Here is a 12632-nt window from a genome sequence, read left to right on the forward strand (position 1 = left end):
AAGCCTTGTATCTATTGGGTTTGCTGCGTTTAGTTAGCTTCCTGAAATATAGGTTGATGCACTGTCGTATCGAACGATGCATTTGCGCATCATGCTTCTGCAGCGGTGGACGGTCTGCTCTTTCTGGAGATGGTGGCGATGTCCGTCTGAAGCAACTCCGCGGCCTTGCGTTTGCTGCCACAGCGCCTGATGGCATCTTCGATGACTTTGCTCTCGTAGCGACGTACCAGCGCTTTCAGACTGAGCTCTGATGTCTCGCTTTCATCGACGATATCGACAGTCAATGCATTCTGGCCGATGCCAAGCGGCTCCCCACCATCGAACGGCCCGCTTGCGGATGCCTCGAGCGGCAGATCCTCTTCGCCTGCCGTGCTTTCGCATGCCACCGACAGGTATTCGATGAGGTTCTGAAGCTCTCGAATGTTGCCGGGAAATGCATACTTCCGGAGCTTGTCTCGACACTCCTTCGTGAGCTGCAGCGGCGTCTCGCGCCGCTGGTTGACTGACGAAAGGAAACGCTCCACGAGAGGATCGATCAGGTCGCGCTGCAGACGAAGTGGAGGCAATGAAAGTACGACCACCGACAACCGGTAGTAAAGGTCCCGACGGAAGCGGCCCTGTTCCACCAGTTCACGCAGATTCTGGTTTGTCGCCGCTACCACATTGACCTTGACCCTTCTCGGTTGCATCGCGCCGACCCGCTGCACAAGGCCCGATTCAAGAACCATCAGAAGTTTCGCCTGCGACTGCAACGGCGTCTCGCCAATCTCGTCGAGAAACAACGTTCCCCCGTCGGCTGATTCGATCAGGCCCGGCTTACCCCGCGTAAGCGCACCTGTGAAGGAGCCACTTTCATAGCCGAACATTTCCGACTCGAACAAGGATTCGGGAATACCCGCGCAGTTCACGTGGACGAAAGGCGAGCTTTCCCGGCCGGAGCGGCGGTGCAGCAACTTCGCAAATTCCGTCTTGCCTACACCGGACTCGCCCAGCAGCAGCACGCGGCTTCCCATCGAGATCGCACGCTGGCCAACGGTCAGCAATCTCGCCGTATCTTCCGTCACACCCATCAACGGGCTCGGCTCGGATTGCGACTGGTTCGCCTCCTTGCCGCCATGCGCGGCATTCAACGGGGCGCCCTTGGTGAACGCGTCGAGGTTACGCTGCAGAATGATGTAGCAGGTCATGGCGCCCTTGCTGTCACGCAAGGCTCGGCCCGTAATCACGAGACGTCGGCCGGTGCCATCGACGAGGTTCTCGTGGTAGCGCTCCCCCTTGTTGAACGCTTCCAGGACACCAGGGCATTGTATGAATGACTCGTTGACGAACTCGAGCAGCGGCCGGCCCACGATGGAGGCTCTAGGCAACTCGTTCATGCTTTCGCCCGCGGCATTCACATACCGTGTCACGCCGCCACGGTCGATCATGAGCATCCCGTCCGGCAAGAGGTCGCAGATCGTGCTCCATCGGGGGTCGCCGAGAAACTCCAGCAGTTCGTCATGCGACCAACCGGTCTCGTCCCGCTCGGACATGTCAGCGAACTTCATTCGAGGACCTCTTCGAAGCGGTGACGGCGCGCCGCGCCGGGCCGGAACTGCGCGCGACAGGTGCGACAGGACGAATGGAAAACACGAAATCCGAAAATAGGTCGTCCCCCACCGGGCCGACTCGCACATCACAGTCCATCACGGCGCCGTTCGAGAATTTCACGACGTCGAGCCAGCGATGCGTCTCGCCGTTGCTCCACTTGCGTGCAACGTCGGTATCGGCAAGCGAAATGAAATCACCGATCCTGCCGTGCAGGATGCTCGACGCTGGACTGTTGAAGAGCCGTTCGCAAGCGGGATTGACCGCGGTGATCGTGCCGCTTCTGCTTGCGACCAGGATCGCGTCGGGTATCGCGCTGAGAATGCGCTGGACGGTCTCTGCCGACTGTACGAGCTTGTCACGTTCGTTTCTGAAGTCGGTAAGGTCCTGCAGCGTCCCCCACATCCGGGTGAGATAGCCGCCCTGAATCTTGCCTCGAACGTTGTTCTCGACATACATCGTCGACCCGTCATATTTCAGGTCAATCGTGAGGCTGCGATCGACGTTGAAGTCATTCCGGATGAGATTGCGGACAAATGCCTCGTTCTGGGGGCTGCGAGGGAAGTAGGTTCGGACGGGTTGGTCGTTAATGTCCACGCCGTCGGGCAGCGAGTAGAAGCGCGACATCGCTTCGTTGCAGTTCGACCAGTGACACTCGTTGGAAAACACCTGCCGGATGATCTCCGGCTCGCTCTCCTGAAGATTGACGGGTTCAGTGAACTCGATGCACCACATGGGCTGGCTCGTGGTTTCGATGTAACCACGCAGCAGTTCGGCACCACTCTGAACTTGCGCAAGAAGCTGCCTTCCTCCAACACTCTCGACCGCGAAAATCTGCAACGCCGGTTCTCCGTCATGAAGCGTCCCGACGAGCCGGGAACTGACTGGCGTCGGTACACCTTCCAGCACCATCTCGAGCTCTTCGTTTGCGGTCACTGTTTCAAGTGTCTGGAGCGCCAGATAGTTATCAAGGATACCTATTGAATTCCCCGTAAAGAGAGAGGCAGTCGGCATGCCGACGAGAGATCCGACGTTTCCGCACCATTCCGTCAGGAGCGTGCTTGCGTCGAGCACCGCTCCCGACCTCGCAATGGTGAGCGCCAATACCGGGATGTTTGACAGCACGAGGACCTCCATCACAGCGCCGTCCCGACGTCGGGACTGATGCGCATTTGTTGCTCGTTGCTGCGAATTTGCATCGATCAAAAATATTGAGATAGTTATTTTTTAGTAGGGATTTCCCTGACGCTCCATGTGCGACAAGGCGTTCAGGCTGCTGGCACGAGTCTCGCTTTGCAGTAGGGCGAACTCGTTTGCTGCGGCTGCCTTGATGTGGCTGCCGACGCGGCGACGGATCGAACGAACGTCCAAGGAGGCTTCAACCATGTTAATCACCGGCATAAAAAGCCGTCCGGTGTATGACGTCCTCGCACCGATGTCCAACGGTGCGCTCCACGTCATAGCGGGTCAGGGAAGCGGGGGCCAAGCGCTCTTGCGTTTGCTCGGCGAGTTGTCCGACAAGTCAGAGCACATCGTCGTCTTCTATTCCACCGAGTCGTTTTCGGGGAAGGACTTCTCGGCGGAACTTCAGGCCATCGAAACGGAGAACCTCAGGCTCTTCAAGTCGAACGCCGAACTCGTCGGTTACCTGGAAACGTATTTGTCGACGGCGAAGACTGGACTGCGTCTTTATCTGGCCGGTTCGGAGAGCTTCATCGGTACGGCGATGCAAGTCGCAAACAAGTTCAACCTGAACAGCGACGAGGTGCTGCGCGAGCACGGCGGCACATACGTTCGCCGTGTCTGGTGTGTTCACTGCGATACCTACACGGAGAACGTCACGCATCGTGTTTTCAAGTGCCCCGGCTGCGGCCTTGACCTCGTGGTTCGCGATCATTACTCGGGTCGCCTGGCCGCATTCATGGGCGTGAAGGCAGACGCGGAACAGACCGGCAACATGCCGGCGGCAGAGGAGCTCGACACATGAACGCGCATGCAGGTACGTTGCCGGTTGTTGTCACCGCAATTGAAGACATCACCCCGCTCATCAAGGTATTCACCCTTCAGGACCCTTCCGGCAAGCCGCTTCCCGGCTTCTCAGGCGGAAGTCACGTGGTTGTGCTGATTCCCGACGAAGGAAAAATCTATCGCAACCCGTACTCGCTGATGAGCACGCCGTTCGACACGACGTCGTACAGAATCGGCGTTCGTCGCCAAGACAATGGTCGCGGTGGATCACTTGCCATGCACAACGATGTTCGCGTCGGCATGACGCTTCACATCACGCATCCGGCCAATAATTTCCCGCTTAACCGTCGGTCGCTGAAGCACATCTTTATTGCAGGCGGCGTCGGCATCACGCCCATCATCTCCCAGATTCACGACCTTCAGGTCGGCTCGGTCCCTTATGAACTGCACTACGCGGTCCGCAACACCGACCACAACGGGATGAAGCAATTTATCGCGGGCGACGAGATCGGGTCCACGGAGCTCTACTACGACAGCGCTGACGCTCAGATCGACTTTGACGCGATTCTCGGCAATCAGCCGTTGGGCTCCGATGTCTATATTTGCGGCCCGGCTCCGATGATTGAAGCGGTTGTCGCTTCCGCACGCGCGCTCGGGTGGGCGGACAGCCACATTCACTGGGAAGAGTTCGTTGAAGCATCGACTGGAGACGCGTTCGAGGCGTTTCTGAAGAAGGCCAACAAGCGGATCATGGTCCCGCCCGAACTCAGCCTGCTCGAGGCAATCGAGGGCGCCGGCCTCGACATGCCCTACCTCTGCCGTGGTGGTGCCTGTGGGCACTGCGAAACCGACGTGCTCGAACTCGATGGTGAAATTGAACATCGAGACATCTGGCTCAGCGACGACATCAAGGCATCCAATCGAAAGATGATGCCCTGCGTGTCCCGCGCCAAATGCAAGAAGCTTGTCCTCGACCTGTAACCGGAGCGAATCATGTCTATCGTCTTCAACACGACCGAAACCTTCCGCGACGATTACACGTTCCGGAACAGCAAAGAAAGTATCCAGCGTTGGCCGTTCCCGTTCTTCGAGGACAAGTACGAGTACACGATGAATCTGGAGCCTCACGTCAAGGTTCCCGGTACCGTGTACGCCGCCAACTTCGACATCGACGAGCATTACGTCGCGGAGATGAAGGAACGCGCGATTGCATTGGAGGAGCGTCCCGGGCAGCATTTCAAGGCGCTGCCCAACATGATGCAAGCGCAGTGGGATCTGCTCGAGTTGATCATGGAGTCGTATGCGGCCGACTACCCGGAGTACTTCACTTTGAGCATTGACGGCTCGCAGTGGACGTGGGAGAACAAGCTGCTGAACATCAAGGACACCTTCACCTTCGGCGACCCGAAAACCCTGCCGTATGAGCCGATGGAATACATCACTCGCCAGGCTCAAGGTGAATGGATCGTCGTGGATGACCGCGACGATACCCTCTATTGGTCCGCCGCGATGGCGACCGAACGCGCCGATTACTCATTGCGCTTCAACCTTGGCATGAGCTGGAAGGAGTGGCACGGCCCGACGATCTCGTCGCTGCACGACAGCGGCATTCTCGAGCGGGGCCTCAAGTTCCTCAAGCGCATGCGTATCGGCCATCCGGTGCGGCGTCTCAACTGGACTTTTACCGTCAACCCGCGCCTCGAGACGTCCGCAGAGACGCTGCCGGAGTGGGCCCCCGACCGAGCGAAGCTCACGCTCGACGACGTGGGCAAGAAGGTCAATATGCGCGTCGAGTTGCAGCCGCTGCACCGTCTGCCACGGAGCAACGCGATCGTGTTTCCCGTGCGGACGTATTTCGCAAGCCTCGAAGAACTGTGCACCATCCCGAAGTGGGGCCGTCGCATGCACCGCGTCTTGCGAGACCTGAACCCTGAAATCCGGGACTACAAGGGCTTTACGCTTTACCACGACTTGATGGTTGAGTACCTGTCGAAGTTCGACGACGGCGCTCCGACTTCTCCCGGAAACGGTCCGGAGTAAGCGCCTTTGCGCAGGCGCCGCATGTTTCTTGGCGCCTGCCCATATACCCGGCAGCGAATATTCCGATGCGATATCCGGACCGCGTAAACAAGCGCCGCGGTTGATTTCCGGCGGCGTATTTCAGCCGTGTGCGGCTTCAAGTCTTTGTGGGCACCCTCGCGCTACATCACCCGCACGGCACCCTTACGTGGAACTGCGAAGGTCGCGAGCGACGACTTCGAGTGCTCGCGTCCGCCCCTCTGCTGGACGACTTTCTTGCTCTTTTCCGATGTTACTTTCAACCAAGGAGACATTCATGTCGCAAGCGCAATCCGAAGAGCAACTGGACCAAGCGTTTCAACAAGCGATTGCCGCCAATTACGCGGTGCTGACCAACGGTTTCGGGACCAACAACGCAGGTACCGTCGCCTACGAATTCTTCACGCCGGATGCATGGTCCGTCGGTGCGGAAGAGGAGACGGCCATCGGCGCGAAGGCGATCGAAACGCTTTACGCCGACTTCGTCGGTGCATACACCTTTGAGGCCAAGTCCGTCTCGGCCCACCGGGTGGGTGATGCCGGATGGGACTTCGCGGAGGTCACACTCGTGTCAACGGACGGCCAGAAGGAAGTTCATCCGTACAAGGTTCTCTACGTTTGGGAGCGCATTGACGGCAAATGGACCTGCAAAGGACAGATGTACGTTGAAGGGAGTTTCAAAGGTACAGTCGCCGGCGTTTGAACGGTCGGAACGATGACCTTTACCCGCGCGATATTCGCGCGGGAATTCCTTCCACGCTTTGGTCGATGTTTCAGGGCTAGCCTACGATGAAGTTCGACTTTTCGGTCACCCGCTCGCTACACCTTTACGGGCTGAGCTTTCCATTCGACATATTCATCAAATGCGCGCGAGGTTTGCAGAACGTCGAAGGTATCGATCTGGTGCCGAGCCAACGACAACGTTGCATTCAGATTCCGGTGAGTCGCCGCTTCGATTATCAATTGGAACCGGATGCCAGCGGTGCAGCTGAGGCGGTGGTTCACATTCTTTGCGAGCACGATTGCGGCGTGACGATGACGGCGAAGGACTGGGAGGGCCTGTCTCTCGCGACCCACACCAGGACGGCCTCGATCTCGCTGGCGCTCGCTCGGAAGATATTCCTCTATCCCCATGACCGATGGACGCTGGCGACCGTTGCAGAACAAACTGAAACGACTGTTCGCGCACTGCAAGCGCGCATCTTCCGTGAGAACGCTGCATTCTCGGAAATACTGTCCCGCCAACGCAGACTGCGAGCACTACTCGACATGCTTGCAATGGGGGTGCACGTCGGCGACGCGTCGCTGAGCGCACCCAGGACTCGCGGAGAAACGTCATTGAGGCGGACCCTGGCTCGCGGCTATCTCATACTCTGAAGCGCCAGTTCGACGTGCTGTCGGTCATCGTAGACCCAATTAAAGTTGTCTCTGTTTGCGAAGTAAAAATGTCACTTCGCCGCTAGGCGCCGGCGAAGATGGGCGAAACGCTCGGAAATTCGTGACGTTACACGTCGCGAATTAAAGCTGGCACTGACCATAACCCGCAAAGACCCGTGTCAACTCCCGGGCAGCGCTGGCAGCCCCTGTCGCGCGTTGTACGAAACCAGCGTTTGAGCAGGCGATCGTACCGTAGCGGCAAAAGGCCAACCCAGCGTCCTTGTCAGCCACAGGTGCCCACCTCCCTCATCGGTGGGCACCCATGCTCCTTGGTCAAAGCGCCGTGACGTAGACGTCGAGAATGGCCCCCTGACGGTCGATCAACCTCAATTGCTGTAGATCAGACCGCGAGCGGCGCCGTTGACGTAAATCCTGCCATACGTGTTCCAGTCGCCGGCCATCACGCCGGAGTCGCCGAATTGGTGCGCGTCATCGTTGAAGCGCGCCCACGTTGCACCACCGTCGTCGGAATGGTAAATGCCCCAGACGCCGTTCAATGTGCCTTCCACGTAGACTGCGGCCGAGTACGGCGAACCGGTCGGCGCCCTGCCCAAGGCGATCACGGTGGCGCCCGGTGTGTCGTTGGTGGACGCGAAGGCGCTGAGCTTCGTCCAGGTTGCCCCCGAGTCCACCGAGTGGTACACGGCCGTGCCGTCGGCCAGCCAGAGGTCGCCCTCGGCGTTCGGATTGACCGCCATCGACGTATCCCCCCACGCATTCCAGGCCAGGTTCGCGTTCACGGAGCCCTGGCTCAGCGCGAACGTGTGGCCGCCGTCGTTCGAGACGTAGATCTTGCCGCGCTGCCAGCTCCACGGTGCGCCGCCGGAGTCGTAGGCATAGACCTTGTTCGGGTTCTTGCGGTCCGCGGCCAGGCGGTAGGCTCGCGGGAAGCCGTTCCATTTGGCGCTGAACGCCGGCAGGTTGGTCGATGTCCAGCTGGCGCCATTGTTTGTCGTGTACGACGGCACCGAGTCGGGCGGTGCCCAGGTCACGTTGTTGCGCGACGGGACGACCAGGTTGCCCACGTTGCTCTGGCTTGCCGCGGCGCCGTCAGGCAGCGACGCGAACGTCGCCCAGGTATTGCCGCTGTCGCCCGACCAGAAGCCCTTGGTGGCATGGCCGTTGGCGTTGTCGACGCCCGCGGCGGCGATGTACGTCGGATCGGACCACGACATGTCGGCCGAATTGCCGCTGCTCCACGTGTTCAACGGGCCTTTCGTCGGCCTCGTCGTGAGATCCGTATTGACCCACGTGCCGATGTCGCCGGCGCTGTTGATGAACTTGTACGACGCACCGGGCGGCGCCGTGACGAGCGCCAGCGTCACGGTTTCCTCGAGGTTGTCGACCTTGGGGCGCCAGGTTGGCGTGGGCGACGAGGCGTTCATGGTTTCACAGATGCCGCCGCCGTGGACGTGCATGACGTGATCGCGATTGGCCGGGTCGATGGCGACGCTCTCGACCCAGCCGGCGCAGCCACCCGAGGCAGTGCCGGTGTGCGGCATGCCGGCCTCGATTTCGCGCCACGTACTGCCGCCGTCGTCGGATAGCTGGATGGTCTTGCTGGTGTCGCTCCAGCCCGTCATGCCCAGTGCGATGCGGGCGGACGAGCCCAGACCGGAGACGGACAGGCCGCCAAAGCCGTTACCGTTGGAGCGGTTGAGCAGCGTCCAGTTGCCGTTGTTACTTCCGCCGAACTCGTAGAGATAGCTCGGACCACCGATGCCCTGGCCGACGCCCGCGTTGAACACCACGTAGAAGTTGCCGTCGGACGTGCGCACGACGTGCGGGATGTAGTAGCCGGACACCGTCGGCGGGACGGGCACCGGCGTCCACGAGAAGCCGCCGTTGGTGGATTTGTACAGGGTCGACGTCAGACCCGCCGCGTTGGCGTAGTCCGGGGCGACGGTGGCCCACATGATCCAGGTCGGCTGGCCACTACCCTTGCCCGACGTATCGAAGATCACCTGTTCGACGCCGATCGGGGAGCCGCCGCCGCTGATCGTGGTGGAGGACAGACCCGTGACCTGCGTCCAGGTGCGGCCCGAATCGGCACTCTTCCACAGGCCGGCCGTGCGCGATCCGTAGAACAGCGTCGAGGGATTGTTCGGGTCGACCTGCAGGCGCTCGCCCGTGGCGCGGCCGTTGTCGTTGCCGCCCACCGGGAACGGCAGGTCGTAGTGCGTCCAGGTGTCGCCGCGGTTGCTCGAGATGTAGATGCGGCCGTTGTGACCCTGCGTCACGGTAATGCCGGTCATCATGTAGACGAGCTGATCGTTGTTCGGGTCGAGCGCAAGGCTTTCGACGCCGTGATAATCGCCCTCGCCCGAGCCGAAACCGATGCCGTCGGTGATGGGCGTCCACGTCGAGTTGGTCGCGTTCCAGCGGTACGCGCCGCCAACGTCGGTGCGTGCGTACAGCAGGCCCGCGTTGGCTGGATGGTAGATCAGGCCGGTAACGTAACCGCCGCCACCCCACTTGACGCTGGTCCAGCTGGCCGCCGGCAGGTTGCTGCCGCTGCCATTTCCGCCGATCTGACTACGATTGGCGGCGACATTGGCACCCGCATTGGTCACGCCTGTCGTGCTGTCGGATCCGCCGTCACAGCCCCATAACGTACACGCAATCGCCGCAGCGGCAATCCATCGTTGAGAAAACATGGTCATCAGAAGTCCTTAATGAAAGAGGTCCATCGCAGGGCCCGTCGTCGGGCCCTGCGTGATCAATTCGTCATGAGCGATGCAATCTGCGCAGCGCTGAGCGCACCGCGATAGATACGGAAATCGTCGATCAGGCCGTGGAACGTGGCGTCGGCACTGTATTGCGATTTGCCCAGCCAGTTCTGCGTGGTAGGGCCAAGGCGGAACGGCGCCTGGAACATCGCCGTGTTGGTACTGACGGGCGTGCCGTCCACGTATATCGTGCCGGTCGAACCCGATAGCGTGACGGCCACATGCACCCATCGCTTGCTCGGCAGCTCGGTGGGGGCGTCGATGATCTGTTCCGGAGGGCCGTCACCTGGGCCGTTGGCCGTCATCGCGAAGCGCATGCCGGCCCAGCCGTTGCGCAACTGGGCGCGCGGCGTGAACATCATGTAGCGGTGGAACCCCGTGCCGAAGTCGAACAGGCGTGCCCACGTTTGCGCGCCGTTCCAGAACACCCAGCTGGCGATGGTGAAGTCCGACACATCGGCCAGCAGATCGCCGGGCAACGCCACATACGCGCCCGAGCCGTTGAGCGAAACCGCGTTGCCGCTGCGCCCCGCTGCCCACGTTGCGCCGTTGAGCGTGCCATTGCGCCCGTTGCCCGAGCTATCGGCGGCCGTGACGCCGCTGCCTTCATCGAACGTGAGGTGCGCGAGCAGCTGCTGCGCCGTGATCACTTTCACTTCGTTGGAGGGCGCCGATTCGCCCGCAATCGTTTGCGCCGTCACGACATAAAAATACGTGCCGGCACCGGCGGGCATATCGGTAAAGGTCAGCAGATCGGTGATACCGCTCCGGATGGTGCTGTACGGTCCGCCGGCAATGGTGGCGCGCTTGACGTTGTAGCTGACGGCGTTACTGCTGCCCCACCACGACAGCACCACCTTGCCCGCGCCGGCGTAGCCGGTCAGGCCGGTCGGCGTTGCGGCAGGGGTGCCGGGGTCGAGCGTACAGGTGAGCGTGCCGTAGCCAAGCTGGTCGAATCCGCCACTGTTGGGGCCGTAGTTGCCGCCGCCGCCTTCCGGTGCCACAAGCTCGGCAGCGCGCTTGGTGTAGGGCGCCGCCAGACCTTTGCGGTTGATGTAATGGTTGGCCACCAGCGCCCAGCAGGGCCGCCCCAGGGCGTCGCCTTGCCCGCCGGTGGAGAACTGCGTCTGGGTAACGCCGGCGCTGTTCTGGTACGTGACGAAAGGCACCGTGTAGAACGCGCCGTCCGCCTGCTTCAGGTTGGCCTTGGCCACGTATTCCGCGCCCGCCAGAAAGCGATTGTTGTCATAGCCGTACAGGTCGATGCCCTGACTCCACGCCATCTCGCAAATGGCGCCCGTCAAAGCAATGCCGAGCGTGCTGTGGCCCTGGTCACGGCCGGCTTCCTGCCATTGCCCGAGGTTGCCGGGGTGCAGGTAGTACACGGCTTGCCGGATACAGCCGTTGCTGCCACCGGTCTTGAAATGGGTGACGGCCTCGTTGACCAGCTCGGCATCGTCGCACAGCACGCCGATGGCCAGGATGCACGCGATGTTGGCCAGGCCCCAGTTGGCCCAGTAGTGCGTGTCCATCGCGGTGTCGATACGGGTCAGGAAAGCGTGACTGACCGGGTAGAAGACATTGCGCATCATGGCCTGGAACGCCGCGAGTCCGGCCGGACTCCAGCCGCTGTAGCCGCGCATGATTTCGGCTGCGTTGGCGAACTCGTAACCGTAGATGCCGGCGGCGAGCGCCACGTCGCTGCCGCCAAGCGTCGTCAGCTTCGCGGTCCATTGGTCCAGATACTCCACGGCTTTGTCGGCATAGCGTGTGTCGTCCGACACCTTCCAGCGCAGCGCGTCGCCATAGGCGGCAGCGATGTCGTTGTAGAGCGCGCCGTAGTTCTGGCCATGCGTGGGATCATTGCCGCGATAGATGCCGACCTGCGGGTTCGGCTTGTTCGTGAGGCGCGTGTGACCGTTGGCGACGAGCACGTTCCAGCTGTCGATCCATGGGGAAGCGTGAGCCCCGACCTTAGCGCGCATGCGTTCGAAATCCGCCTCGGTATGCAGCAAACCGGGATGCGTGAAGGCGCGGGTCTGGGCAGTGCCTGCCGACGTCACCCCTGCGTCGATACCATTCGAAGCTGGAGCACCTCGGGACGCCTGGCCGGTGCCGTTTGCCGATGCACGCTCACCGCCTGTAACCGCGTTGCTTCCGTCGCCGCCGCATCCGGCCAGAAGCGTTGCGCCGAGCGCCGTCACGAAATGGCGTCGTGCAATATTTTCGATGTCGCCGAGTGGGACGATTTCCTCGGGTAGCATCGTCGGTGCTCCGTTGTCTCGCATGTCTGGATCCCCAGTTTTTTAGCTATGGTCGAAGCAACAAAATGTACGAACCGTTCCGTATTCGTCAGGAACGCGTAGCATTCTATCCAATACGATAGGGATGTAATCAAGCGAAAAAAAACATATTCATCAATGACACGCACGTGTCACATCAGTGATGCACGGATTGAGGATTGCGCGAAGCGGCTGGGCGCCGCCGTAGAACAAGACAACGTCGATCGTGAGCATGATCTGTTGTCCATCGCGCGCTCACGGCGGAGCACGCCACCTCGAATCCGACGACCCACCTGCCAACAGAAGTTCGACGTTGACGGCTGCGGCCGCGATCCCGCCCACATCCTCGCCGTATTACCAGCAGGCTCCTGCGAGCCGCTACGGTCTGAGGGATCGCATGTCACGGCAAGCACAGATTCATGCAACCCATCGGAAGGAGCGGGAAACGCGCCGGCCCGCCCGTGCGGCACGATGCAAAACGGCCGGCAACAGATGTGCCGGCCGCTGGTGTGAAACGAATGCATCCCGCGTCGCGCGCCGCGGCCGTCGCAGACGGCGCAGCGCCACGGGA

The 12632-nt window shown here is 61.0% G+C and carries 10 protein-coding genes; 5 read left to right on the forward strand and 5 right to left on the reverse strand.

All coding sequences use genetic code 11. The features are described 5' to 3' along the window. Window positions 1–89: 89 nt before the first annotated feature. The 3 genes from LXE91_RS25025 to LXE91_RS25035 all read right to left on the reverse strand — a co-directional run bounded on the left by LXE91_RS25025 (window position 90) and on the right by LXE91_RS25035 (window position 2973). Window positions 90–1547, reverse strand: a complete 1458-nt coding sequence (locus LXE91_RS25025) for a sigma-54 interaction domain-containing protein (protein ID WP_052760157.1) — start codon at window positions 1545–1547, stop codon at window positions 90–92. Continuing rightward, window positions 1534–2712 (reverse strand): PAS domain-containing protein, encoded by a 1179-nt coding sequence (locus LXE91_RS25030; RefSeq protein WP_158077513.1) that lies wholly within the window; start codon window positions 2710–2712, stop codon window positions 1534–1536. Before LXE91_RS25030 ends, LXE91_RS25025 begins: the two co-directional genes overlap by 14 nt. Before the next feature lie 102 nt (window positions 2713–2814). Continuing rightward, a complete protein-coding gene (locus LXE91_RS25035; protein ID WP_157644950.1) occupies window positions 2815–2973 on the reverse strand; it encodes a hypothetical protein in 159 nt (52 codons plus the stop codon). Here LXE91_RS25035 and LXE91_RS25040 point away from each other — a divergent pair. The 5 genes from LXE91_RS25040 (at window position 2972) to LXE91_RS25060 (ending at window position 6990) form a co-directional block, all read left to right on the forward strand. After that, entirely contained in the window at window positions 2972–3574 is a 603-nt protein-coding gene (locus LXE91_RS25040) for a dimethylamine monooxygenase subunit DmmA family protein (RefSeq protein ID WP_039340459.1), read from the forward strand. The genes LXE91_RS25035 and LXE91_RS25040 overlap by 2 nt on opposite strands. Then, entirely contained in the window at window positions 3571–4536 is a 966-nt protein-coding gene (locus LXE91_RS25045; RefSeq protein WP_039340458.1) for a PDR/VanB family oxidoreductase, read from the forward strand. The genes LXE91_RS25040 and LXE91_RS25045 overlap by 4 nt, the downstream gene beginning before the upstream one ends. Before the next feature lie 12 nt (window positions 4537–4548). Further along, on the forward strand, window positions 4549–5595 hold the full coding sequence (locus LXE91_RS25050; protein ID WP_039340456.1) for a heme-dependent oxidative N-demethylase family protein: 1047 nt from the start codon (window positions 4549–4551) through the stop codon (window positions 5593–5595). A 295-nt stretch (window positions 5596–5890) separates the two neighbouring features. Continuing rightward, the gene (locus LXE91_RS25055; RefSeq protein ID WP_039340454.1) at window positions 5891–6316 is read left to right on the forward strand and encodes a Cif family virulence factor; all 426 of its coding nucleotides are present in this window, start codon (window positions 5891–5893) and stop codon (window positions 6314–6316) included. An 86-nt stretch (window positions 6317–6402) separates the two neighbouring features. After that, window positions 6403–6990, forward strand: a complete 588-nt coding sequence (locus tag LXE91_RS25060; RefSeq protein WP_039340452.1) for a hypothetical protein — start codon at window positions 6403–6405, stop codon at window positions 6988–6990. A gap of 386 nt (window positions 6991–7376) precedes the next feature. Here LXE91_RS25060 and LXE91_RS25065 read toward each other — a convergent pair whose 3' ends face one another. Both LXE91_RS25065 and LXE91_RS25070 read right to left on the reverse strand, forming a co-directional pair. Next, window positions 7377–9623 carry a WD40/YVTN/BNR-like repeat-containing protein gene (locus tag LXE91_RS25065; RefSeq protein ID WP_278068134.1) on the reverse strand — a complete coding sequence of 749 codons (2247 nt, stop codon included), beginning with the start codon at window positions 9621–9623 and terminating at the stop codon, window positions 7377–7379. Window positions 9624–9769: 146 nt separating this feature from the next. After that, window positions 9770–12043: a LamG-like jellyroll fold domain-containing protein gene (locus LXE91_RS25070; protein ID WP_039340449.1), complete on the reverse strand. Its 2274-nt coding sequence runs from the start codon at window positions 12041–12043 to the stop codon at window positions 9770–9772. Window positions 12044–12632 lie beyond the last annotated feature (589 nt).

Origin of the sequence: Burkholderia contaminans (assembly GCF_029633825.1) — a bacterium.
GTDB lineage: Bacteria > Pseudomonadota > Gammaproteobacteria > Burkholderiales > Burkholderiaceae > Burkholderia > Burkholderia contaminans.